Source organism: Amycolatopsis sp. NPDC114478, from assembly GCF_055633805.1.
In genome coordinates, this window is sequence record NZ_JBVKDO010000001.1 from 613,817 (window position 1) to 637,836 (window position 24,020).

25 protein-coding genes are annotated in these 24,020 nt (G+C 69.7%); 6 read left to right on the forward strand and 19 right to left on the reverse strand.

The window, feature by feature from the left end; translation table 11 throughout:
* Positions 1-28: 28 nt before the first annotated feature.
* Positions 29-604 (forward strand): cob(I)yrinic acid a,c-diamide adenosyltransferase, encoded by a 576-nt coding sequence (locus tag ACZ7OH_RS03005; RefSeq protein ID WP_400894207.1) that lies wholly within the window; start codon positions 29-31, stop codon positions 602-604.
* On the opposite strand, the gene aroA is transcribed toward ACZ7OH_RS03005, so the two are convergent.
* The 14 genes from aroA to ACZ7OH_RS03075 form a co-directional block, all read right to left on the reverse strand.
* Positions 601-1,839 (reverse strand): 3-phosphoshikimate 1-carboxyvinyltransferase, encoded by a 1,239-nt coding sequence (aroA, locus tag ACZ7OH_RS03010; RefSeq protein WP_470279316.1) that lies wholly within the window; start codon positions 1,837-1,839, stop codon positions 601-603. The two genes, ACZ7OH_RS03005 and aroA, sit on opposite strands and share 4 nt — an antisense overlap.
* Before the next feature lie 10 nt (positions 1,840-1,849).
* On the reverse strand, positions 1,850-2,170 hold the full coding sequence (locus ACZ7OH_RS03015; RefSeq protein ID WP_470279317.1) for a putative quinol monooxygenase: 321 nt from the start codon (positions 2,168-2,170) through the stop codon (positions 1,850-1,852).
* 63 nt (positions 2,171-2,233) lie between these two features.
* A complete protein-coding gene (locus tag ACZ7OH_RS03020) occupies positions 2,234-2,668 on the reverse strand; it encodes a DUF2550 domain-containing protein (protein WP_285476232.1) in 435 nt (144 codons plus the stop codon).
* Positions 2,669-2,693: 25 nt separating this feature from the next.
* On the reverse strand, positions 2,694-3,059 hold the full coding sequence (locus ACZ7OH_RS03025) for a F0F1 ATP synthase subunit epsilon (protein ID WP_086672637.1): 366 nt from the start codon (positions 3,057-3,059) through the stop codon (positions 2,694-2,696).
* A gap of 114 nt (positions 3,060-3,173) precedes the next feature.
* The gene (gene atpD, locus ACZ7OH_RS03030; RefSeq protein ID WP_364452811.1) at positions 3,174-4,601 is read right to left on the reverse strand and encodes a F0F1 ATP synthase subunit beta; all 1,428 of its coding nucleotides are present in this window, start codon (positions 4,599-4,601) and stop codon (positions 3,174-3,176) included.
* A complete protein-coding gene (locus tag ACZ7OH_RS03035) occupies positions 4,601-5,548 on the reverse strand; it encodes a F0F1 ATP synthase subunit gamma (RefSeq protein WP_400894213.1) in 948 nt (315 codons plus the stop codon). The genes atpD and ACZ7OH_RS03035 overlap by 1 nt, the downstream gene beginning before the upstream one ends.
* Before the next feature lie 11 nt (positions 5,549-5,559).
* A complete protein-coding gene (gene atpA, locus ACZ7OH_RS03040) occupies positions 5,560-7,200 on the reverse strand; it encodes a F0F1 ATP synthase subunit alpha (protein WP_470279318.1) in 1,641 nt (546 codons plus the stop codon).
* Between the two features lie 57 nt (positions 7,201-7,257).
* Positions 7,258-8,082: a F0F1 ATP synthase subunit delta gene (locus ACZ7OH_RS03045; RefSeq protein WP_470279319.1), complete on the reverse strand. Its 825-nt coding sequence runs from the start codon at positions 8,080-8,082 to the stop codon at positions 7,258-7,260.
* Positions 8,083-8,088: 6 nt separating this feature from the next.
* Positions 8,089-8,634 carry a F0F1 ATP synthase subunit B gene (locus ACZ7OH_RS03050; protein ID WP_470279578.1) on the reverse strand — a complete coding sequence of 182 codons (546 nt, stop codon included), beginning with the start codon at positions 8,632-8,634 and terminating at the stop codon, positions 8,089-8,091.
* 43 nt (positions 8,635-8,677) lie between these two features.
* A complete protein-coding gene (locus ACZ7OH_RS03055; protein WP_329055699.1) occupies positions 8,678-8,935 on the reverse strand; it encodes an ATP synthase subunit c family protein in 258 nt (85 codons plus the stop codon).
* A gap of 55 nt (positions 8,936-8,990) precedes the next feature.
* Complete coding sequence (gene atpB / locus ACZ7OH_RS03060; RefSeq protein ID WP_470279320.1) at positions 8,991-9,776, reverse strand: F0F1 ATP synthase subunit A; 786 nt, start codon at positions 9,774-9,776, stop codon at positions 8,991-8,993.
* Positions 9,777-10,308: 532 nt separating this feature from the next.
* On the reverse strand, positions 10,309-10,752 hold the full coding sequence (locus ACZ7OH_RS03065) for a hypothetical protein (protein WP_086672652.1): 444 nt from the start codon (positions 10,750-10,752) through the stop codon (positions 10,309-10,311).
* A gap of 49 nt (positions 10,753-10,801) precedes the next feature.
* The gene (locus ACZ7OH_RS03070) at positions 10,802-11,959 is read right to left on the reverse strand and encodes a glycosyltransferase family 4 protein (protein WP_400894220.1); all 1,158 of its coding nucleotides are present in this window, start codon (positions 11,957-11,959) and stop codon (positions 10,802-10,804) included.
* 74 nt (positions 11,960-12,033) lie between these two features.
* Positions 12,034-12,684, reverse strand: a complete 651-nt coding sequence (locus ACZ7OH_RS03075; protein ID WP_400894222.1) for an L-threonylcarbamoyladenylate synthase — start codon at positions 12,682-12,684, stop codon at positions 12,034-12,036.
* A gap of 287 nt (positions 12,685-12,971) precedes the next feature.
* Between ACZ7OH_RS03075 and ACZ7OH_RS03080 the strand changes: the two genes are divergently transcribed.
* Positions 12,972-14,945, forward strand: a complete 1,974-nt coding sequence (locus ACZ7OH_RS03080; protein WP_470279321.1) for a M6 family metalloprotease domain-containing protein — start codon at positions 12,972-12,974, stop codon at positions 14,943-14,945.
* A gap of 445 nt (positions 14,946-15,390) precedes the next feature.
* Here the strand turns inward: ACZ7OH_RS03080 and ACZ7OH_RS03085 are convergent, their stop codons facing one another.
* On the reverse strand, positions 15,391-15,735 hold the full coding sequence (locus ACZ7OH_RS03085) for a hypothetical protein (RefSeq protein WP_470279322.1): 345 nt from the start codon (positions 15,733-15,735) through the stop codon (positions 15,391-15,393).
* Between the two features lie 4 nt (positions 15,736-15,739).
* Complete coding sequence (prmC, locus tag ACZ7OH_RS03090) at positions 15,740-16,606, reverse strand: peptide chain release factor N(5)-glutamine methyltransferase (protein ID WP_470279323.1); 867 nt, start codon at positions 16,604-16,606, stop codon at positions 15,740-15,742.
* Positions 16,607-16,852: 246 nt separating this feature from the next.
* Between prmC and ACZ7OH_RS03095 the strand changes: the two genes are divergently transcribed.
* The 4 genes from ACZ7OH_RS03095 to ACZ7OH_RS03110 all read left to right on the forward strand — a co-directional run bounded on the left by ACZ7OH_RS03095 (position 16,853) and on the right by ACZ7OH_RS03110 (position 20,292).
* Positions 16,853-17,854: a glycosyltransferase family 2 protein gene (locus ACZ7OH_RS03095; RefSeq protein WP_470279324.1), complete on the forward strand. Its 1,002-nt coding sequence runs from the start codon at positions 16,853-16,855 to the stop codon at positions 17,852-17,854.
* Entirely contained in the window at positions 17,851-18,282 is a 432-nt protein-coding gene (locus ACZ7OH_RS03100) for a GtrA family protein (RefSeq protein WP_470279325.1), read from the forward strand. Before ACZ7OH_RS03095 ends, ACZ7OH_RS03100 begins: the two co-directional genes overlap by 4 nt.
* Positions 18,283-18,300: 18 nt before the next feature.
* Entirely contained in the window at positions 18,301-19,764 is a 1,464-nt protein-coding gene (gene wsfD, locus ACZ7OH_RS03105; protein ID WP_470279326.1) for a glycan biosynthesis hexose transferase WsfD, read from the forward strand.
* A gap of 90 nt (positions 19,765-19,854) precedes the next feature.
* Positions 19,855-20,292, forward strand: a complete 438-nt coding sequence (locus tag ACZ7OH_RS03110) for a hypothetical protein (RefSeq protein WP_470279327.1) — start codon at positions 19,855-19,857, stop codon at positions 20,290-20,292.
* A 31-nt stretch (positions 20,293-20,323) separates the two neighbouring features.
* Here the strand turns inward: ACZ7OH_RS03110 and prfA are convergent, their stop codons facing one another.
* The 3 genes from prfA to rho form a co-directional block, all read right to left on the reverse strand.
* Complete coding sequence (gene prfA, locus ACZ7OH_RS03115; RefSeq protein ID WP_470279328.1) at positions 20,324-21,394, reverse strand: peptide chain release factor 1; 1,071 nt, start codon at positions 21,392-21,394, stop codon at positions 20,324-20,326.
* A gap of 76 nt (positions 21,395-21,470) precedes the next feature.
* Positions 21,471-21,701 (reverse strand): 50S ribosomal protein L31, encoded by a 231-nt coding sequence (gene rpmE / locus ACZ7OH_RS03120; RefSeq protein WP_086863515.1) that lies wholly within the window; start codon positions 21,699-21,701, stop codon positions 21,471-21,473.
* Between the two features lie 182 nt (positions 21,702-21,883).
* Positions 21,884-23,839, reverse strand: a complete 1,956-nt coding sequence (gene rho / locus ACZ7OH_RS03125; RefSeq protein WP_470279329.1) for a transcription termination factor Rho — start codon at positions 23,837-23,839, stop codon at positions 21,884-21,886.
* Between the last annotated feature and the right edge of the window lie 181 nt (positions 23,840-24,020).

Consider the following 24,020-nt stretch of genomic DNA (forward strand, 5'->3'; position numbering starts at 1 on the left):
CCCGGGCGGGGGCCGCTATGGTGGGTTCATGGTCGTTCGCATCAACCGCGTCTACACGAAGGTCGGCGACAACGGCACGACCGCGCTCGGCGACGGGTCCCGCGTGCCGAAGACGTCCCCGCGCCTGGGCGCGTACGCGGACACCGACGAGACGAACTCGGTGCTGGGCCTGGCGATCGCGATGGGTGGTCTGGCGGACGAAGTCGCGGACGTGCTGCGTGCGGTGCAGAACGATCTCTTCGACGTCGGCGCGGACCTCTGCCTGCCGATTTCCGACGACCCGCCGTACCCGCCGCTGCGGATCACGGAGAAGTACGTCGAACGGCTCGAAGGCTGGTGCGACGAGTTCAACGAACGGCTGCCGAAGCTGACGTCGTTCATCCTGCCGGGCGGCACGCCGGGCGCGGCGTTCCTGCACCAGGCGCGCACGGTGTCCCGCCGGGCCGAGCGGTCCGCGTGGGAGCTGTACGAGGCCGAGCCGGAGACGACGAACCCGGTGGCGCTCAAGTACCTGAACCGGCTGTCGGACCTGCTGTTCATCCTCGCCCGGCTGGCCAACCCCGAAGGTGACGTGCTCTGGCAGCCGGGTGGGCAGCCCTCCTAGATCCCCCAGCTCTGCCGCAGCGACCCCAGCGCCTGGTGGAAGCCGGGGAAGGTCTTCTTCACGCAGTCCGGGTCGTCCAGCGTGATGCCGGGCGTCCGCAGGCCGGTGATGCTGAACGCCATCGCGATCCGGTGGTCGCGTCGGCACTTGACCAGGGCACCCGTCGGCGTGCCCGGCTGGATCTCGATCCAGTCCCGGCCCGTCTCGACCTGGATGCCCAGCGCGCGCAGGTTCTCCTCGCACGCGTCGAGCCGGTCGCACTCCTTGATGCGCGTGTTGTAGACGTCCTCGATGCGCACCGGCCCGGACGCGAAGGGCGCGATCGCCGCCAGCGTCGGGACCGTGTCGGAGATGTCGCGCATGTTCACCGTGACGCCGCGCAGGCCGTCCGACGGACCGGCGACCGTCACCGAGTCCTCGGCGAGGTCCACGTGCGCGCCCATCTGCTCCAGCACATCGGCGAACTTCACGTCACCCTGCAGGGCCGACGAGCCGAGGCCCGGGATGGTCACCGTGCGGCCCGTGACGGCCGCCGCGGCGAGGAAGTAGCTGGCCGTCGACGCGTCGGGCTCCACCGGGTACTCGCACGCCTGGTACGGCTGCGGCGGCACCACGAACGTCTTGCCCTCGCGACGGACGTCGACGCCGAACCGGCGCATCATCTCGAGGGTGATCTCGACGTAAGGCACCGACACCAGGTCGGTCACCGTGATCCGCAGGCCCTCCGCGGTCAGCGGCCCGAGCAGCAGCAACGCCGTCAGGAACTGCGACGACAGCCCCGCGTCGAGGGTCAGGTCACCGCCTTTGACGCCGTTCGCGCGGACCGTCACCGGGTGGTGCCCCGGTTCGCCGTGGAAGGTCAGGTCGACGCCGAGCTCCCGCAGCGCGTCGGTCAGCGGGCCGAGCGGGCGCCGGCGCATCTGGTCGGAAGCGTCGAAGTGGAACGTCCCGGTGCCGGCCGCGGCCAGCGCGGGCAGGAACCGGGCCGTCGTGGCGCCGTCGCGGCAGAAGACGTCCGCTTCGGCGACGCCGGGGCCGGACGGGCGGCCCTCGATGGTCCACGCGCCCGGCTGCCGGTCGACGCGGTAGCCGAGCTTGACCAGGCCCTCGGCGAAGCCCTCGGTGTCGTCCGAGTGCAGCGGGCGGCCGAGGGTCGTGGTGCCGTGCGCGGCGGCGGCCAGGAACAGGCCGCGGGCGGTGACGGACTTGGAACCGGGGATCTCGACGAGGGTCACGAACCCCAGTTTAGTGGGGCTGGATCTCCGCCATCGGGCCCCAGTCGGAGGCGTCCTGGACGTTGATGATCTGCGGGTGGTCGCTGATGTAGGCACCCAGGTTTTCGACCGCCCACTTGAAGTGGTCGGACCCGACGTGCGCGACGGCCGCGTCCTGGCCCTCGAAGCCTTCGACCAGCACGTAGGTGTTCTTGTCGTCGAGGCTGCGCGACCACTCGAAGAACTTGTTGCCGTCTTCGGCGCGGGTGTTCCGGGTGTAGTCGGCGACGATGTCCGGCCACGCTTCGGCGTGCTCGGGCTTGACCGGGAACTTGACCACGATGAAGATCATGCGCCCGACCCTAAGCCCTGGAGCAGGGGTGCCGCTGTCCCAGTTTGAGACAGGGGGACAGCGTCACGAGGCGCGCGGGAGGCGCCGCCCGGGCGGGGCGGATTCGAGCCAGGAGAGGAACCCGGTGAGCGCGCCCGGCCCCATGGCGATCTCGATCGCCTCCTGGGTCTCGGACTCGCAGCGCAGCACCGTCGAGCCCTCGGGCACGGCGTAGGCCTCGGTCCCGGACGGGTCGCGCCGGTCGGCGATCTGCATGCTTTCGCGCTGGAAGACGCGGTCGGGGCCGGTCCGCAGGCTCCACACCCGGTACCAGACGAACTCGTCGCCCTCGTAGCGGCCAAGACCCAGGTGCCAGCTGGACCGCGCGGCGTCCGGACGCCACCGCAGCGCGACGCTCACGCCCCCGCCGCGGCGCATCCGAATCCACCGCTGGCCGTACCAGGCGACCAGCACGGCGAGCACGATCAGGAGCCCCACTACGACCACGGTGATCTTCACGGCCCGGCTCCTGCCCGTCTCCCGCTCAGACCGACTTGCCTGCCGCGCGGAGCTGGGCCGAGGCCCTCGTCCGCTCGGTCTCGTCGTCGGCACTCAGGGCCGCCTTGGCCGCGTCGACGTCGATTTCGTCGGAAAGCTCGGCGCTCTCGGCGAGGATGCTCACGCCGGTGCCGGTCACGGAGAGGAATCCGCCGTGCACGGCCGCGCAGACCGTCTCGCCGTCGGTGGTCGTCACCTTGACCACGCCACCTTCGACCAGCTGCCCGAGCACGGGTTCGTGGCCGGCCATGATGCCGATCTCGCCTTCGGTGGTCTGCGCCACCACGAAAGTGGCGGTACCCGACCAGAGACGGCGCTCGACGGCCACCAGCTCCACGGACATCTCGGCCACGTAGCACTCCTTAACTCGGGGTGTTGCCACCGAGTGTAATAGGTATGTCTCGGGTTACGAGAACGGCGGGGGCACGAGTCCACAATGGACACTGCCCCCGCCGCGCTCAGGACGTCACTTCTTGGTGATTTCCTTGTACTTCTTCTCGAGGTCTTCGAGGCCACCGATACCCAGGAACGCCTGCTCCGGGTAGTGGTCGAAGTCACCCTTGGTGATGCGGTCGAACGACTCGATGGTCTCCGACAGCGGCACCGTCGAGCCCGGGATCTGCGTGAACGCCTCGGCGACCAGCATGTTCTGCGACAGGAACCGCTCGATGCGGCGCGCGCGCTGAACGGTCAGCTTGTCCTCTTCCGACAGCTCGTCCATACCGAGGATCGCGATGATGTCCTGCAGCTCCTTGTACTTCTGCAGGATCCGGATGACCTCGGAGGCGACGCGGTAGTGGTCCTCACCGACGATGGCCGGGTCGAGGATCGTCGACGTCGACGCCAGCGGGTCCACCGCCGGGAAGATGCCCTTCTGGAACACCGACCGGGAGAGCTCGGTGGTGGCGTCCAGGTGGGCGAACGTCGCGGCCGGGGCCGGGTCGGTGTAGTCGTCCGCGGGGACGTAGATCGCCTGCATCGAGGTGATCGACCGACCCCGGGTCGAGGTGATCCGCTCCTGCAGCTGCCCCATCTCGTCGGCCAGCGTCGGCTGGTAACCCACGGCCGAAGGCATGCGGCCCAGCAGGGTCGACACCTCGGAACCGGCCTGGGTGAACCGGAAGATGTTGTCGATGAACAGCAGCACGTCCTGGTTCTGGACGTCGCGGAAGTACTCCGCCATGGTCAGCGCCGACAGCGCGACGCGCATGCGCGTGCCCGGCGGCTCGTCCATCTGGCCGAACACGAGGGCGGTGTCGTTGATGACGCCGTCCTCGGACATTTCCAGGAAGAGGTCGTTGCCCTCACGGGTGCGCTCGCCGACCCCGGCGAACACCGACGTACCACCGAAGTTCCGGGCGACACGGGTGATCATCTCCTTGATGAGCACCGTCTTGCCGACGCCGGCCCCGCCGAACAGGCCGATCTTGCCACCCTGGACGTACGGGGTGAGCAGGTCGACGACCTTCAGGCCGGTCTCCAGCATCTCCGTCTTGCCCTCGAGCTGGTCGAAGGACGGCGGGTTGCGGTGGATGCCCCAGCGCTCGAGGTCGTCGCCGTAGCCGGGCTCGTCGAGGCACTCGCCGAGCGCGTTGTAGACGTGGCCCTTGACCTTGTCGCCCACCGGCACGGTGATCGGCTTGCCGGTGTCGGTGACCTCGGCGCCCCGGACCAGGCCGTCCTGCGGCTGGAGCGAAATGGTGCGGACGAGGTTGTCACCCAGGTGGGAGGCGACCTCGAGCGTCACGGTCTTGCGCAGCTGCTCGAACTCGATTTCGACCTTGAGCGCGTTGAACTGGTCGGGAACGGAACCGCGCGGGAACTCGACGTCGACGACCGGCCCGGTCACCGAGACGATGCGCCCCTTGGCGCGCGGGGCTTCAGTACTGGTCATCAATCATCACTTCCTGCTGCGGTGAGCGCGTTCGCGCCACCGACGATTTCGGAGATCTCCTGGGTGATCTGCGCCTGGCGGGCCTGGTTCATCTCCCGCGTCAGGTTGCCCACCAGCTCGTTCGCGTTGTCCGACGCGGCCTTCATCGCCGTCCGGCGCGCGGCCAGTTCGGACGCCGCGGACTCGAGCAGCGCCGCGTACAGCCGAGTGTTGATGTACTTCGGCAGCAGAGCGTCCAGCAGCGTGTCGGCACTCGGCTCGAACTCGTAGCTGGGGAGCAGCTCGCCCGGCTTCGGCTGCTGCTCTTCCTCGCCGTCGGTGTACTCGACCTCGAGCGGCGCGACGCGCTTGGCGACCGGCCGCTGGGTCAGCATCGACACGAACTCGGTGTAGACGATGTGGATCTCGTCGACACCCGTGATGCCGTCGCCGTTGCCGTGCGCGTCGTCCACACCGAGCATGAACGACTCGACCAAGGCCTCGCCGGCGGCGACCGCGTCGGCGTAGGCCGGCTGGTCGGAGAAGCCCGTCCAGCTGTTCACGACCTCGCGGTCGCGGAACCGGTAGTAGTTCAAGCCCTTGTTGCCGGTGACGTAGACCTCGGGCTCCTTGCCCTCCGAACGAAGGAGGGCGAGCAGCTCTTCGGTCGCGCGCAGCACGTTGGAGTTGTAGCCACCGCACTGGCCCTTGTCACTGGTCACGACCAGGACGGCGGCCCGCGTCGGGTTCGGGCGCTCGACCAGCATGGGGTGGTCGAGGTTGGCCGCCGCACCGGCCAGCGCCGAGAGCACCTTGGTGATCTCGTCCGCGTACGGCCGGGAAGCGGCGACCTTCGCCCGCGCCTTGGTGATGCGCGCGGTGGCGATGAGCTCCATCGCCTTGGTGATCTTGCCGATCGACTTGGTCGCCTTGATGCGCGACCGGAGTTCCCGGAGTTGTGCGGCCATGAGCTATCAGCTCACTTCTTCGGGGCGGGCTTGTTGACCTTGACGGTCTCGTGCCCGACCTTGTCGGCGTCCATCGCGTCGGCGTCCGCCTCGACCAGGGGCTTGCCCTCGGAGGTGGTGAACTCCTTCTTGAACTCGTTCACCGCTTCGACGACCGCTTCACGCGTCTCCTGCGGGAACTTGCCCGTCTCGCGGATGCTCTTGATCAGGTCGGCGTGCTTGCGGCGGGCCGAGTCGATGAACTCGTGGTTGAAGCGGCGCACGTCCTCGACCGGGACCGAGTCGTAGTGGCCGTTCGTGCCCAGGTACACCGTGAGGACCTGCTCCTCGACCGGGATCGGCGAGTACTGCGGCTGCTTGAGCACCTCGTACAGCCGGGCACCGCGCTCGAGCTGCGCCTTGGAGGCGTCGTCGAGGTCGGAGGCGAAGGCCGCGAAGGCCTCCAGCTCGCGGTACTGCGACAGGTCGATCCGGAGCGAGCCCGCGACGTCCTTCATCGCCTTGACCTGCGCGGCACCACCCACGCGGGAGACCGAGATACCCACGTCGATGGCCGGGCGCTGACCGGCGTTGAACAGGTCCGACTGGAAGAAGCACTGGCCGTCGGTGATCGAGATGACGTTCGTCGGGATGTAGGCCGACACGTCGTTGGCCTTCGTCTCGATGATCGGCAGCCCGGTCAGCGAGCCGGCACCCAGCTCGTCCGAGAGCTTGGCGCACCGCTCCAGCAGGCGGGAGTGCAAGTAGAAGACGTCGCCCGGGAAGGCTTCACGGCCCGGCGGGCGGCGCAGCAGCAGTGAGATCGCGCGGTAGGCGTCGGCCTGCTTGGTCAGGTCGTCGAACACGATGAGGACGTGCTTGCCCTCGTACATCCAGTGCTGGCCGATGGCCGAGCCGGTGTACGGCGCGATCCACTTGAAGCCGGCGGAGTCCGACGCGGGGGCCGCGACGATGGTGGTGTACTCCATCGCGCCCGAGTCCTCGAGGGACTTCTTGACCGCGGCGATCGTGGAGCCCTTCTGGCCGACCGCGACGTAGATGCAGCGGACCTGCTTCTTCGGGTCGCCGGTCTCCCAGTTGGCCTTCTGGTTGATGATCGTGTCCACGGCGACGGCGGTCTTGCCCGTCTTGCGGTCACCGATGATCAGCTGGCGCTGGCCGCGCCCGATCGGCGTCATCGCGTCGATGGCGGTGATGCCGGTCTGCAGCGGCTCCGACACCGGCTGGCGCTCGACGACCGAAGCGGCCTTCAGCTCCAGCGCGCGGCGGTCGGTGGTCTCGATCTCGCCGAGGCCGTCGATCGCCTGGCCCAGCGGGTTCACGACGCGGCCGAGGTAGCCGTCGCCGACCGGCACCGACAGGACCTGGCCGGTGCGCTTGACCTGCTGGCCCTCTTCGATGCTTTCGAAGTCACCGAGGATCGCGGCACCGATGGAGCGCGCGTCCAGGTTCAGCGCGACACCCAGGATGCCGCCGGGGAACTCGAGCAGCTCGTTGGCCATGGCCGAGGGCAGGCCCTCGACGTGGGCGATGCCGTCACCGGCGTCGATCACGATGCCAACTTCTTCCCGGCTCACGTCCGGGGCGTAACTCGAGACGTAGTTCTCGATCGCGCTACGGATCTCATCCGAGGAGATCGTCAGCTCGGCCATGTCTTTCCCGCTCTCGCTTCGTTCTTGCCAGTATGCAAAGTCTTGTGTGACCGGGGCCTATGCCCGGGCCAGCCGCCTGCGCAACGCCGCCAGCTGGCCCGCCGCGCTCCCGTCGATGACCTCGTCGCCGACGCGGACGACGAGCCCGCCGCCGAGCCGGGGGTCGACCTCGACGTGCAGCGCGATCTGCCGCCCGTAGATGTCGTTGAGCTTCGCACCCAGCTGGGCGGTCTGCTCGTCCGACAGCGCGCTCGCGCTGGTCACGTACGCGACCGAGCGCTGGCGGCGTTCCGCGGCCAGCTTGACCAGCTTGTCGAGCCCGACGCCGACGCCGCGGCCCTTGGCCCGGCGCACGACCTGCTCGACGAGGGTCTCGGTGACGACGTCCACCTTGTCGGCGAACAGCCCGCGCACCAGGGTGCGCTTGGCCTCGGCGGGACCGGCCAGGTCGGAGAGCGCGGCCTCCAGTTCCGGAGCGCGGGCCACGATCCGCGCGACCTGGAACAGCTGGGACTCGACGGTGTCGACGTTCCCGGTCTTCTCGGCCGCGGTCAGCAGCGCCGAGCGGCCGAGCTCCTCGAGCCCGTCGGTCAGCTCGCGGGGGCTGGACCAGCGGCTGCCGGCCACGGCGTCGAGCACCTTCAGGGTCGGCTCGGACAGCTTGCCGTCGAACAGCCGGCGCACCAGCCCGCGGCGCGCCTCCGGCGACGTCGAAGCGTCACTGACCGCCCGGCGCAGGCCGATCTCGGCGTCCAGCAGGTCGACGACCGAGAGCAGCTCGTCGCCGACCGTGGCCGCGTCGGCTCCCGCGTCGGCCAGAACCTCGCCGAGGCGTTCCTCGGCGAGGCCGAGCGCTTCACGGCTCGCAGCATGCAGCGTCATTACGGTCTACTTCCCCGCTCCACCAGCGGCACCGGCGGTTTCCAGCTCCGCGAGGAACCGGTCGACGGTGCCACGACGGCGCGCCTCGTCTTCGAGCGACTCACCGACGATGCGGCTGGCCAGCTCCACGGCGTTGCGGCCCATGTCGGCCCGCAGCTCGGCGATGATCTGCGCCTTCTGGGCCTGCAGCTGGGCCTGCCCCTGGGCGACGATGCGCTGGGACTCGGCCTCCGCCTCGGCCCGCAGCTCCGCCTTGATCTGCTCGGCTTCGAGCCGGGCGTCGTCGCGGATCTTCGCGGCCTCGGCCCGGGCCTCCTGCAGCTGAGCCTTGTACTTGGCCAGCGCCTCTTCGGCTTCGGCCTGGGCCTTCTCGGCCTTCTCGATGCCGCCCTCGATCTTCTGCGCACGCTCTTCGTACGCGGCCTCGAAGCGAGGGACGACGTACTTCTTGAGGATGAACAGCAGGATGAGGAAGGCGACGATGCCGAGGATCAGCTCCGAGATGTCGGGGATGATCGGGTTGTGCGCTTTTTCCCCTGCGGCGAGGATCATGGCACTGTTCAGCACGGCGTCTCCTTAAGCGATGAGCCGAAACTCAGGCGGCGGAGGCGATGAAGTAGATGACGATGCCGATCAGGGCGAGCACCTCGGTCAGAACGAAGGTCGAGAAGCCGATGCCCTGCAGCTTGCCCTGCGCCTCCGGCTGACGCGCGGTGCCGTTGATGACGGCGGCGAAGATCAGACCCACACCGATACCGGGGCCGATCGCGCCGAGGCCGTAACCGATGGCGGCGAGGCCCGGGTTGATGTTGACAGCCTGCGCGGCGGCCTCGGCCAGAACGATGTTGCTCACGTGCGTTTCCCTTCACTTCGGTCCACGCGCTCGCGTGGATCGGGGGCTTGTGTTCTCAGTGCTCCGACGCCAGCGCAGCGCCGATGTACCCAGCCGACAGCAGGGCGAAGATGTAGGCCTGCAGCACCTGGATGAAGGCCTCGAGGAACGTCATGCCGATGGCGAAGAGCCACGCCACCAGCGACACCGGCTTCAGCGCCCAGCTCGACGTCTCGGTCAGCAGGAAGGTGCCGCCGAGGGTGAACACCGCCAGGATCAGGTGACCCGCGAACATGGCGGCGAAAACACGGATGGCGAGCGTCAGCGGGTTGAGGAAGAACTTCTCCGCGAACTCGATCAGCGAGAAGAGCGGCAGCACCGCCTTGGGAACGCCCGGCGGGGCGAGTTCCTTCTTGAAGTAGCCGGCGAAACCGTGCCGCTTGAACCCGACGAAGTGGTAGACCGGGTACACGACGAGGACCGACAGGGCGACCGGGAAGCCGAAGCGCGCCATGGTCGGGAACTGCAGGACGGGGATGATCCCGTAGAGGTTGTTCACCAGCACGAAGGTGAACAATGCGAAAACGAGGGGGACGAACGGCTTGAAATCCTTCGAACCGATCTGCTCGCGCGCGATGTTGTTGCGGCTGAAGTCGTAGATCGACTCGGCGACGAACTGCCCCTTGCTCGGAACGACCTTGAGCTTGCGGGTCGCCAGCAGGAAGTACGTCGCGATGATGACCACCGAAAGCACGACGAGCAGCATCGGCTTGGTGACCGAGCCGAACAACGGCGGCAACTCGAAGCTTTCGGCGCCGGGCGGCGCGAATACCGCACCCTCGGCCAAAACCAGCGCGCCCACTGGGCTCCTTCCGGTTCTCCCGGCCGGCGTTCACTCCGCCGGGGGAATCGTCACGATCTGGACTTAACGTACCCGATACGTATCGGGACGTCGGAGGCGGCTACCCCACGGTCCGCAGAACACACCTTCACGTTCTGCACACGGGGTTGTCTCGCGTGAACACTGCCCTGCGGTCTACTTCGGACCAGCGGCGAAGAGGCGGAACTACACGGTCGCCACACTGCTGATCGCGGTTCGTCTGAGGTAGCGCGCGGCCGAGGCCGCCACCCTTGACGCGGACCATACCAGCAGGTCAATCAGTGCCGTACACGCGTACTCCATACCCACCGATCAGCCCAGGACCTAAGTCCCGGGTGGATCCGGGACCGAGGTCCGGGACCGGGCGGGACCGGTCCGGCAACGGTGCAGGCGGCAGGTCCCGGCGGCATTTCCGGCCGCGCACGAAAGCGCACTTTTGTGACGCCGGTCACACTCAGGCGGCCGCACGGCGATTTACGGTGAGTAACAGCGGACCGCGGCAAAACGGACGGTTTCAGGAGGGGATGATCGTCGGGATCTTGGTCTTGCGGAAGGCGGCGAACTCGGCCGCGGCGGCGACCAGGATGGCGACGATCATGGTGATGCCGAGCGACATCGGGTGCAGCGCGGTGACGCCCTTCAGCAGGGTCAGCGCGCCGAACAGCAGGACGACCTTCACGACGTACCCGCCGAGCGCGATGACCATGACGAACATCGGGTCCTGGCCGGCGCTGAAGCGCATCAGGCCCAGCGTCGACAGCGACGCGAGCATCGCCAGCACCGCGCCGACGAGCGAGCCGAGGAAGCCGGGCAGGCCGTTGAGGATGCTGAAGAGCACGATGCAGACGAGCACCGCGGGCGGGGTGACGAGCAGCGAAGCCTTCGTCATGGCACGGGCGGCCTGCAGCACCACCTTGGCGTGCGGGTTCTCCTGCGCTTCGGTTTCGGTCTCGCTCACGGCTGGCTCCCTGCTCGGTTCAGCCACCGAGTGTAGAGAACCCGGCCGGTCAGGTTCCGGGCTGGTTGCGCGAGCGCAACCGCGGCACGATCGAGACGACCACCGCGAACACCAGCCCGACCCCGATGATCCAGAGCGCCGCCGCGTCGTCGAACAGCGTCACCGACACCGCGCCGAACGCCAGGATCCCCGCCCACAAGTAGATGAGCAGGACCGCGCGGCGCTGGGAGTGCCCGATCTCCAGCAGCCGGTGGTGCAGGTGCATCTTGTCGGCCGCGAACGGGCTTTCGCCCCGCCGGGTGCGGCGGACGACCGCCATGATCAGGTCCAGCAGCGGCACGAACAGCACCGCCGCCACGACGACCAGCGGCGAGAGCAGCGCGATCGCGTCCTTGCCGCTGAACTGCGGGTAGGGCACGCGCCCGGACGCCGACGTCGTCGCGCCGGCCAGCATCAGGCCGATCATCATCGACCCCGAGTCGCCCATGAAGATCTTGGCGGGCTGGAAGTTGTACGGCAGGAACCCCAGACACGCGCCGGCGAGCGTCGCCGCGATCAGCGCCGGCGGGTACGTGCCGACGTCGCCGCCGGAGCTGTCGAGCAGGCCGAGGGAGAACGCGCACGTGGCCGCCGCGGCGATGAAGCCGAGGCCGCCGGCCAGCCCGTCGAGGCCGTCGACGAAGTTCATCGCGTTGACCATCACCACGACCATCACCACGGTGAGCAGCGCGCCCTGGTTCTTGTCGAGCACCAGCACCGAGCCGAACGAGCCGTCGTTGCCGCCCCACGGCACCCAGAACGACACCCACTGCACGCCGAAGATCACCAGGATCCCGGCGCACATGACCTGGCCGGCCAGCTTCGTCCAGGCGTCGAGCTCGAACCGGTCGTCGAGCGCGCCGATGAGCGAGATGACCCCGGCGGCCAGCAGCACGCCGACCGAGTCGAACGACGCGTCGAAGCCGTGCGACAACGCGGGCAGCTGGTGGGCCAGGCCCATCGCGCCGGCGACGCCGAGGAAGATCCCGATCCCGCCCATCCGCGGGATGGGGGCGACGTGGACGTCGCGCGCCCGCGGGTTCGCGATCGCGCCGACGCGGATCGCGATCCGGCGCACGACGCCGGTGAGCAGGTACGTCACGGCCGTCGCGGTCAGCGCGACGAGGATGTATTCCCGGATGGGGAGAAGACCGGATGTGGGCGGCACGGGTGCGTCACGCTCGCGGGGTCGGGGTCACCCGCGACACGCTATCGTGCCGCGGGATTCCGCTCGATCCGGCTTCAGGCCAACGTTTCCGCGGGTACACCGAGCACCTCCGCGATGGCTTCCTTGCCCACGGCGCCCTCGCGCAGCACCACCGGTTCGGTGCCGGTCAGGTCCACGATGCTCGACGCGACGGGCTCGCCGCTCGACCCGCCGTCGAGGTACACCGCGACCGAGTCGCCCAGCTGTTCCTGCGCTTCCTGCGCGGTGCTGGCCGGCGGGCGGCCGGAGACGTTCGCGCTCGAGACGGCCATCGGGCCGACGTCGCGCAGCAGCTCCAGCGCCACCGGGTGCAGCGGCATCCGCAGCATCACGGTGCCGCGGGCGTCGCCGAGGTTCCACTGCAGACTCGGCGCGTGCGGGAGCACGATGGACAGGTCCCCCGGCCAGAACGCTTCGATGAGCGCCCGCGCCTGCGGCGGCACGCCGAGCACCAGGCCGTCCACAGTGGACCAGGACCCGACGAGCACGCCGACCGGCATGTCCGGGCCGCGGTTCTTCGCGCGCAGCAGCGCCTGCACGGCGCCCGAGTCGAAGGCGTCGGCGCCGATGCCGTAGACCGTGTCGGTCGGCAGGACGACCAGCCTGCTCGACCGCACCGCGCCCGCGGCCGCCGCCAGTCCGTCGGCCCGGGACTCCCGCTTGCTGCAGTCGTAGACCACGCTCATGGTGGCCAAGAGTAGTCCGGCCGCCTCCGCGGCCGTTCGCCGCGTCACACCGGCCCGCGGGGGCGCCCCCGTCTTCCACGCTACCGGCGGGCACCGACAGTTCCGGGCGCTCGCGGCGCGTGCCGGCGGACTTGTCCACAGCGCCCGGCGCGGGCCGACAACCGGCCAGACTTTCGTCGTGGAGCAAGCGGGTAAACCTCGCCCCTAGGCAGAACCACGACACCGGGGCTCAATACGGTCGATCTTCGGGAACCACCACCCCGTGAGTCCCAGTGAAGGAGCCGCAGATGCGCCCCAGAACCCCGAAAGCGCTCGCTCTGCTCGCCGCGGTCACCGTCCTCACCGGGCTCGGCACCGGCACCGCCGCCGCCGAGCCGCTCACCCGTGGCTGGCCCGCCCCGATCGACGCCGCGCACTGGGAGAACCAGGACCACATGACCTGGTCCGACTACAAGAAGGTGCCCGGGACGAACTGGGCCGACCCGTCCCTGAAGCCGACCCAGCGCACGTTCAAGGGCGCCGTCGTCCTCGCCGACTACCCGGACCAGGACTTCGTCGTCACGAAGCCGGCGAACTCGACGATCTTCGGCAACCCCGGCCCCGCCGCCGCGAACATCTCGCGGACCGGCGTCGCGCGGTACTACCAGGACTTCCTCAACAAGCCCGAAGCGCTCAACAACGGGCACACGATCAACGAGTACTGGATGGAGGACTCCGGCGGCCGCTTCGGCGTGCAGCTGACCGCGTTCGGGCCGTACCGGATGCCCGGGAAGTCCTACGAGTACGGCATGGAGTTCCAGCCGGGCGCCTGCCCGCCCGGCGCGAACTGCAACCGCGACATCCGCAAGGACGCCGGTGACGCGTGGCGCGCCGACGTCGGCGACACCGCGAACCAGTTCGACTTCGTCTTCTACCTCTCCGCCGGCCAGGACGAGAGCTCGACCTGGCAGGAGTTCGGCGAGATGAAGTTCGGCACCAAGGAGAACGTGCCCGACGCGTTCGGCCCGCCGAACCACGACCTGCCCAACTACGCGGCGACGCGGTACGTGCCGTGGACGTCGTGGGCGTCCGCCGCCAGCATCTGGCCGAACGCCCAGGACGGCAGCTCGGTGCAGGCCGAGAGCTCGGGCCAGTCGACCTACGCCCACGAGTTCAGCCACATCCTGGGCATCGGCGACAACTACAACAACCCGTTCGGCGTGCCGCCGTCCCGCAGCTACAGCGGGCCGTGGGACATGCTGTCGCGCGGGACGTTCAACGGACCGGGCGGCCCGCACACGCGCTGGCGGATCCCGGCGACGCAGGGCAGCTCGATGGGCGCCCAGCACCAGCTGCGCAACAAGCTGAAGCTCGGCATCGTCGACCCGGCGGCCGTCCTGCAGCTGGACCGCAATGAGCTGGCGAAGACCGGCCCGGTGTCGGCGCGCATCACCGCGCGCGAGACCGAGGCCCAGCCCGGCGCGTTCACCGGGCTGAACATCAAGCTGACGGGCGGCGACAAGGCCCCGAAGTGCGACCGCGCGAAGGACCCGTTCTGCGACGGCGGCGGCTACGACAACTACACGGTCGAGGTCGTCGACCGGATGGGCGCGGACTCGTTCGCGCCGGACTCCGGCGTCATGATCACGAAGACGAAGAACAAGGACAACGCGCCCTTCGACTGGGTGATCGACGCGAACCCGCAGGACATCGGCATCACCGACTACACCAAACCCGACGGCACGCCGGTCAAGATCACCATCGGTGACTACCGCCAGCTCGACGACGCCCTGTTCAAGGCGGGCACCGAGGCGGCCAGCCCGTACGAGTACACCGACCAGGCCAACCGGCTGCGGTTCCTGATCACCGACGTGGCCCGGGACCGCCGCGGCATCCTGTCGTACACGGTCACGGTCGCTTCGCTGGACGGCTCGGGCACCCAGGCGCGCGGCACGGCGGTGACCCCGGCGCCGCCGGCGTTCGCCCGCGGTGGCCTCGCGACCTGCGACTTCGGCCTGCTCAACACGGGCTCGGCGCAGGGCGCGAAGGCACCGTACGACACCGACACGTACCGGCTGAGCGTCTCGACGGACGCGCGCGGCTGGGAGGTCCGCTTGCCGAACGAGCTGGCAACGGCGAAGTTCGGCGGCCACGCGAAGGTCCCGGCGTACGCGAAGCGCGGCGCGGGAGGTGACCTGGCGGCAAGGGTGAAGCTGACGGCGACCTCGGTGAGCGACCCGTCCAAGACGGCGACAGCGAGCTGCACGGCGTTCGGCTTCTAGCGACCGGTCCGGAGCGGCCCGCCCGGCGCGGGCCCCTCCGGGCGGCCTCGTTGTCCACAGGCCGGCCGAGCTGTGGACAAGCTTGCGCGGGAGCGGCCGTTTCCGGCTTTTCGTCGGAGGCGGCCGATACGCTGGAACCGGGGACGGCCCCCTGGGAGGGCGGGCCTCCGGTGCCCGGCTCGGCCGCGATCGCCCGCAGCGACACCCCGGGCTCGCGGACCCGGTCAGCGAGCCGAGCCCGCTCCTGCGGAGTCACACGACCGCGGTCGGCGTGACCGGTACCGCCGTGGCCTGGGCCGCCGACTTTTCGCGGTCCGGTGGCCGACTCTGGCCCCGCTTCCTTGGAGCCCATCCACCAGCGCAGCGAAAGCCGCCCGCTGGTCAAGGCTCTGCCGGACCGAACAGACCACGCTGGAAACCGCCGAGCAGCCTTCCGGGCAGCCCCTCAGTCCGCGTCCGACGCCGCTTCCGCTTCTTCGACCAGCTCCACCAGCTCCGCGATGAGCGCCCGGCCGCCCTCCATCTCCGGGAACCACTCCCACGCCACCGCCGGGAGCGACTCGCGGATCACCCTCATGATCTCGGCGCCCTGTTTCTCGGAGTAGCTGCTCAGGGCGAAGAACCCGTAGCCCCCGGCGACGAACTTCCGCAGGTCCGCGGCCAGCGCCGGGTCTTCGACGCGGTCGGCGACGAACTCCAGGACCCGGCGCAGCAGGCCGCGGCTGGGGTTCCAGTCGAGGAAGCCCAGGTCACGCTTCCCCGGCGGGTCGACGATGAAGATCCCCGACACGCGCTCAGCCCAGCCGTCGGGCCGTGACGAACCGGGCGCGACCGGTCAGGTCCGCGTGGTCCTCGACGCCCGTCAGCACCCGCCGGGCGCGCACCAGCGCCGGGACTGCCGAGCCGTGCGTGTCGTCGTGCTCGATCGCCAGCCCTCCTCCGGGCCGCAGCAGCCGGGCGCCCGCCGCGATCGCGTGGCGGATCACCGCCAGCCCGCTCTCCTCCGCGAACACCGCGCGGGGCGGGTCGTGCTCCGCGACCTCGGGCGGCACCGGCGTGCCCTCCGGGACGTACGGCGGGTTGCACAGCACCAGGTCGACCAAGCCGTCCAGCTCGGCGAACATCGTCGGGTCGCCGATGTCACCCGAGTACAGGCGGATCGGGGTGTTGCCCGCGTCCGCGTGGACGTCCGCGTTGTGCCGCGCCCAGGCCAGCGCCTGCGGGTCGACGTCCACCGCGTAGACCACCGCGTCCCGCCGCGCGTGCGCCACCGCCAAGGCCAGCGCGCCCGAGCCGGTGCACAGGTCGACCACCACCGGGAACTCGCGCCCCTGCAGGAACTTGACGCCCCACTCGAGCAGCAGCTCGGTCTCCGGCCGCGGCACGAACACCCCCGCGCCGACCGCGACCGTGATCTCCCCCAGCGCGGCCCAGCCCGTCAGGTACTGCAACGGGATCCGCTTCGCGCGCTGCTGGACGAGCTGGCCGATGGCCTCGATGACCGGCGGGTCGACGAGCGGCACCATCGGCAGCCGCCCCCGGTCGACGCCGAGCACGTGCGCCGCGATCACCTCGGCGTCGAACCGCGGGGACTCGACCCCCGCCCGTTCGAGGATCCGGGTGGCCTCGATGATGGCCAGGCGCAGCGGCTGCCGATTCACTCGTCGTCCTTCACCTCGTCAAGCCTGGCACACCAGGCGGAACTCCCCCGTCAGGACACGCGCCGGTCCCACGCCGTCCAGCGTATCGAGGCCCCCTCACGGGCATGACAAACAGCCGCGAAACACGGGTCACCACCACAATGGATCCGCACGGTGACGCTTCCGGTGCCGCCCCGCGCGGATATCCTGACCGGGGCGTAGCCGATCTCCACCGATGCCCGAGACGCCGACCCACCGGGAGCGCCAGTGCCGACCGAGCCGACCACGCGCCGCCGGGTCGCGTTCATCTTCCCCATCTACAACGAGGAAGCGAACATCGACCTGCTGCACCGCACGGTCGACGAGGTCACCGCGCCGCTGGCCGGGAAGTACGACTTCAGCTTCATCTACGTCGACGACGGCAGCCGCGACGCCTCTCTGGACCGGCTCACCGAGCTGAGGGCGCGCGACCCGCGCGTCACGGTCGTCGAGCTGTCCCGCAACTTCGGCCACCAGATGGCCGTCACCGCCGGGCTCGACCTGGTCGACGCCGACGCCGCGATCATCATGGACAGCGACCTGCAGGACCCGCCGCGGGTGGCCCTCGAGCTGCTCGAGAAGTGGGAAGAGGGCTACGAGGTCGTCTACGCGCAGCGCCGGTCGCGCCGGGATTCGCCGTTCAAGCGGCTCACCGCGAGCGCGTTCTACTGGTTCCTGCGGAAGATGGCCGCGGTCGACATCCCGAAGAACACCGGCGACTTCCGGCTGGTCGACCGCAAGGTCGTCGACGAGCTGCGCAAGTACCGCGAGCGCGACCGGTTCCTGCGCGGGCTGGTCAGCTACGTCGGGTTCCGGCAGACGGCGGTGCTGTTCGACCGCGACCAGCGCCACGCGGGCGTCACCGGCTACCCGCTGACGAAGATGCTGCGCTTCGCCGCCGACGGCATCCTCGGCTTCTCGACGACGCCGCTGCGGATGATCACGCGGATGGGCTACTTGATCTCGCTGCTGAGCTTCCTCGGCGTGCTCTACGTCATCGGCGTGAAGCTGTTCGCGCCGGAGACCGCGGTGCCCGGCTGGGCGTTCATCACCATCGCGATGTTCTTCCTCGGCGGGATTCAGATCATCATGCTCGGCGTGCTCGGCAGCTACATCGGCCGCACGTACTCGCAGGTGCAGAACCGGCCTTTGTATACAGTGGCGACAGTGCGTACAGGGGTTCCCGAGCCCGCCGAGGACAGCGAAGACCGCCGGAGTGCCGCCCGATGAAGCTCGTCACCGCCACGCAGGTGCGCTTCGGGATCGTCGGCATCGGCAACACGCTGGTCGACGCGCTGGGGTACGCGCTCCTGGCGACGGTCGGCGTCCCGACATTCGTCGCGAACTTCATTTCGACGACCGCCGGCATGCTGCTGTCGTTCACGCTGAACCGGAACTTCACGTTCCGCGCGAAGGACGGCGACATCCGGAAGCAGGCGCTGCTGTTCTTCGGCGTGACGGCGTTCGGGCTCTGGGTCGTGCAGTTCGGCGTCATCACGCTGGTCAGTCACCTGTTCCCGGGCGTCAACCTGCTCGTGCCGAAGGGCGCGGCGATCGTCGTCGGCCTCTTCTGGAACTACCTGCTCTACCACTACGTCGTGTTCCGGCACCGGCCCGTTTCGCCCGTTCCCGGTGCGGCGCCCGTGGACTCTGCGTGATCTCGTACGCTCTTCCGAGTGCGATTCCGTGAACTGCGCTTCGGCTTGGGCGTCTTCGTCCTTTCCCTGGGCGTCCTGCTGGTCCGGTTCCTCGTGCCGAGGCCGGTCGGGATGGCCGACAACGGCGACGGCTGGCGCCTGCTGTGCGACCTCGGCGGCCGGCACCCCGAGCTCAGCTCCGAGTTCTACGTGCACTTCAGCTACGGGCCGGGGTCGGCCTGCAAGAGCGACTACATCTCCAGCCAGGCGTGGCTCGACTGGTTCGCGAGCAAGCTCGGCAAGGTGCTCGGCTCGTCCGCGGAGCTCAACCTGCTGGTGCTCGGCGCGATCACGTGCGTGCTGGTCGCGGTGGGCGTCGCGGCGACGGTGCTCGGCCTGGACCTGAGCCGCCGCAACCGCGTCATCGCGGCGGTGCTCCTGCTGCTCGTGATGGCCGACTCGGCGTTCTTCGGCTACTTCGCGTCGGTGCTCAGCGAGGGCGCCGGCTTCGTCGGCATGCTGCTGATGGCCGGCGGCCTGCTGCTGATGGGCCGCACGGGCGCGCCGCGGTACTGGGGCGCGGCGCTGACCGTGGTCGGCGCGCTCATCGGCATCAACGCGAAGTCGCAGACGCTGCTGCTGATCCCGCTGTTCGTGCTGGCCCTGGCGCTGATCAAGCCGCTCGGCCGGCGCGGCCGGGCGCGGTGGCTGCTGCCGCTGGGCGTGCTGGTGGTCGTCGGCGCGGGGACGGCGGCGGTGCAGTCCCACGGCGACCCGGCCAACGCGGAGTACCGCGAAGCGAACATGTACCACGTCGTGTTCGACAGCATCGTCGACGGCAAGCACGACACGGACGCCGACCTGGCGGCGCTGGGCCTGCCGCCGAGCGCGAAGAAGTTCATCGGCACGGGCTGGTGGGCGGCACACCCGTGGACGGACGCGGACTACAACGGCTTCCGCGACAAGATCAGCCGCCGCAACGTGGTGAGCTACTACGCGGCCCACCCGCAGCGCACGCTGCAGATCCTCCAGCAGGGAGCGGTCGACACGCTGACGGCGCGCCCGTCCCGGCTGGGCAGCTTCGCGGAGTCGTCCGGGCTGCCGAAGATGGCGCAGGAGTACCGGGTGCCGGTGTTCTCCGGGCTGTCGAAGCTCGCGGCGCCGCTGGGGCTGTTCGTGCTGGTCCCGTTCTGGCTGCTGATCGGCTGGGCGGGCGTGCGCGCGTTCCGCCGGCACCGCCGCGAGTACGGGATCGTGGTGTTCTTCCTGCTGCTGTTCGCGGTCGGCCAGTTCGGGTTGTCCGCGCTGGGCGAGGGCGTCGAGGGCGTGAAGCACCAGCTGCTGACGCTGTTCCCGACGTTCCTGGCGTTCGCGTTCGCGGTGCTCAGCCTGTTCCCGAAGCCGGCGCAGGCCGAGCCCGAACCGGCGGAGGTCCCGGACGAGGAGCCGGCGACCGAGGTCTTCGAGGCCTTCCGCGAGCCGGAGAAGCCCGCCGTCCGCTAAACCGTTCCGGCTTCCCGCGCGTGAGGAGGGCGGTGGTCCGGGAGCAGCCCGGACTCCGCTTACCTGTGGGAGGCAAGTATGCGGTCATTCGTGCGGAAGTCAGCCGTCGTCGCCGGTGTGGTGGCAGCCGGGATCGTCGTGGCGCCCGCCGCGCAGGCGACCACCGCGGCCAAGCCGGTGGCGGTGTGCCCGGGCACGGAACTCCACAAGGACGGCTTGCCCAAGCCGCTGAAGAACCAGCTCGGCGACCAGGCCGGCACGCTGCGCCTGTGGTATTCCAGCGCGAACGGTGGCACCAACTGCGCGAAGGTCACCAGCGACGGGGCGCCCGCGCGGTCGATTTCGGTCAGCATGTGGACGAACGGGGGCACTCCGGTGACCGACTCCGGCCCGTACCACGAGTACGCGGGCGGAGTGGTGCTCACCGGCACCGCCGGCAAGTGCATCTACTTGTCCGGCAACCTCTCGCTGGGCAGCGGCTCGGTCAACCAGTTCCGCGCCTCGGCCGGCCCGGTCGCCTGCGGCTGATCCCCACCGGGCTGGGCCGCCGGGAGGTGGCTCAGCCCGCCGAGGCGGCCAGCCGCTCCTCGCGGTCCGCGGTCGCCAGCGCGTCCAGCACGCCGTCCAGGTCGCCGTCGAGGACCTGGTCCAGGTTGTACGCCTTGTAGTTCACCCGGTGGTCCGAAATGCGGTTCTCCGGGAAGTTGTACGTCCGGATCCGCTCGGAGCGGTCGACCGTGCGGACCTGGGACTTGCGGGCGTCCGACGCCTTCGCCGCCGCCTCTTCCTCCGCGACCGCCTGCAGCCGGGCCTGGAGCACCTGCAGGGCCCGCGCGCGGTTCTGGATCTGGGACTTCTCGTTCTGGCACGACACCACGATGCCCGTCGGCAGGTGGGTGATCCGGACCGCCGAGTCCGTCGTGTTGACGCTCTGGCCGCCCGGGCCCGACGACCGGAACACGTCGATGCGCAGGTCGTTCGGGTCGATCTCGACCTCGACCTCCTCCGGCTCCGGGTAGATCAGCACGCCGGAGGCCGACGTGTGGATGCGGCCCTGGGACTCCGTCGCCGGCACGCGCTGGACGCGGTGCACGCCGCCCTCGAACTTCAGCCGCGACCAGACGCCGTCGACGACCGCCGACTTCGTCTTGATCGACAGCGTGACGTCCTTGAAGCCGCCCAGGTCGGAGTCGACCGAGTCGAGGACCTCCGCCTTCCAGCCGTGGCGCTCGGCGTAGCGCAGGTACATCCGCAGCAGGTCGCCGGCGAACAGGGCCGACTCCTCGCCGCCCTCGCCGGACTTGATCTCCATCACGACGTCGGAGCCGTCGTACGGGTCGCGCGGCAGCAGCAGCTCGGTGAGCTTGGACTCGAGGTCGGGGATCCGCGCGCTCAGCTCCTCGGCCTCGGCGGCGAACTCCGCGTCCTCCGACGCCATCTCCCGTGCGGCCGCGAGGTCGTCGCGGGTCGTGTCGAGCTCGTGGACCGCCCGGACCACCGGCGTCAGCTCGGCGTAGCGGCGGCCGAGCTTGCGGGCGCGCGCCTGGTCGGCGTGCACCGCCGGGTCCGCCAGCTGCTGCTCCAGCTCCGCGTGTTCGGCGAGCAGCCCCTTGAGCGAGCTCGAATCCACCTCTGCCACCTCTCAGCCCGGTCCGACCAAAACAACGGCGCCCACCCGCGCGTGCGGGTGGGCGCCGTGGAAAAAGCTACTTGGCGTCGGCGTCCTTCTTCTGACGCTTGCCGTAGCGAGCCTCGAAGCGCGCGACCCGGCCACCGGTGTCCATGATCTTCTGCTTGCCCGTGTAGAACGGGTGGCAGTTCGAGCAGATCTCGACGTGGATGTTGCCGCTGGTCTTGGTGCTGCGCGTGGTGAAGCTGTTGCCGCAGTCGCAGTTCACTTCGGTGACTACGTACTCGGGGTGAATGCCGCTCTTCATGGTGTCCTCTCTCGTTGGCTCCGGGTCCCCAGTCGTTCCTCGGGGTGAACCGGTGCCGGACTTCAGCGGGTAATTCTGCCAGACGGGCTGACGATCACTGGAACGCACCCCGCTGACCTGGTATTCCGAACGCGCCGGAGGCCTCCCCGCGGCGAAGCGGGGAGGCCTGGCGATGAGCACGTTCAGTCGTCTTCGCCGCCACCGAGGGCGGTCTTCGACACCTGCATCAGGAACTCGGTGTTCGTCTTCGTCTTGCGCAGCCGCGAGATCAGCAGATCGATGGCCTGCTGCGAGTCGAGCGCGTGCAGCACCCGGCTCAGCTTCACGGTCACGGCCAGCTCGTCCGGGTTCAGCAGCAGCTCGTCCTTGCGGGTACCGGACGGGTTGACGTCGACGGCCGGGAACACCCGGCGCTCGGCGATCTTCCGGTCGAGCTTGAGCTCCGCGTTACCGGTGCCCTTGAACTCTTCGAAGATGACCGTGTCCATCGTCGAGCCGGTCTCGACCATCGCCGTGGCGAAGATGGTCAGCGAGCCGCCGTTCTCGATGTTGCGCGCCGCGCCGAGGAACCGCTTCGGCGGGTAGAGCGCGGTCGAGTCGACACCACCGGACAGGATCCGGCCGGACGCCGGAGCCGCCAGGTTGTAGGCCCGGCCCAGGCGGGTGATCGAGTCGAGCAGCACGACGACGTCGTGGCCCATCTCGACCAGGCGCTTGGCCCGCTCGATCGACAGCTCCGCGACCGAGGTGTGGTCGGCCGGCGGCCGGTCGAAGGTCGAGGCGATGACCTCGCCCTTCACCGAGCGCTGCATGTCGGTGACCTCTTCCGGACGCTCGTCGACCAGGACGACCATCAGGTGGCACTCGGGGTTGTTCGTGGAGATCGCGTTCGCGATGTCCTGCATGATCGTGGTCTTACCGGCCTTCGGCGGCGACACGATCAGGGCGCGCTGCCCCTTGCCGACCGGCATGATCAGGTCGATCACGCGGGTCGTGAGCTTGTGCGACTCGGTCTCGAGGCGCAGCCGCTCGTTCGGGTACAGCGGGGTCAGCTTGGTGAAGTCCGGCCGCCGCTTGGCCTCGTCCGGCTCCAGGCCGTTGATCGAGTCGACGCGCACCAGCGGGTTGAACTTCTGCCGCTGCTGCTCGCCGTCACGCGGCTGGCGCACGACACCGGTGATGGCGTCACCGCGGCGCAGGCCGTACTTGCGGACCAGCGAGAGCGACACGTACACGTCGTTCGGGCCGGCGAGGTAGCCGGACGTCCGCACGAACGCGTAGTTGTCGAGCACGTCCAGGATGCCCGCGACGGGCAGCAGGACGTCGTCCTCGCGGATCTCGGTGTCCGGCGAACCGCCGTCGCGCTGGCCGCCGCCACTGCCCCGGCGACGACGGTCGCGGAAGCGACGGCCGCGACGGCCGCCTTCCTCGTCGTCGTCCGGCTGCTGGTTGCGGTTGTCCTGGCCGCCGCGGTTGCCGCCGTCCTGCTGCTGGTTGCGCTGGCGGTTGCCGTCCTGGCGGTTGCCGTCCCGGCCGCCACCCTGGCGCTGCTGGTCGCGGTTGCCACCCTGCTGGCGGTCGCCACCGCTCTGCTGCCGGTCGCCGCCGCTCTGGCGCTCGCCCTGCTGGCGGTCGCCCTGCTGACGGTCACCGTCGGGCGAGCCGGCGGCGCGGTTCGAGCCACGGCGACGGCGGCCGCGGCCGCCCTCCTCGGGCTGGCCGTCCTGGCCGTCCTGCTTGTCCTGCTGCGGGCGCTCGGCCTGCGGCTGGGTGTCCGCGGGAGCCTCGGCGGCGGGCGCGGCGGCCTTCGGCTCCGGCTTGCGCTCGACCGGGGCGGCGGGCGCCTCGGCCTTGGGCTCGGCCTTCGGGGCCTTCGGCGGCTCGCCGACGCCGTCCAGCGGCAGCGTCTCCGCCGTCGCACGCGGCTTGCGGGACTTGCCCTGGCGCTCGCGGATCGCGGCGATCAAGTCGCCCTTGCGCATGCCCGTCGTCTCGCCGACGCCGAGCTCCCCAGCCAGCGAACGCAGTTCGGCGACGGTCTTACCGGTCAGCCCGCCGACCGTCCGCTTGGGAGCGGGGGCGGTGCCGTTCGTCTCGGCCGTGCCGCTCACGTCGCTCAAAAGATCGGTGTTGCTCACACATGTCCTTCCTGACCGATCCACGCCTCCAGGTGGATCAGCGGACTGCCGCTCGCTTCTGATCGCGAACCGGCGTATCTGCCCCCCGATACGCGAGATGAGCTCTTCGGCCGTGCGGAACACAGCTGGAGCGCCTCCACCACAGGGGTTTGCGTCCTCCAAACGGAGGACACGGAATTCG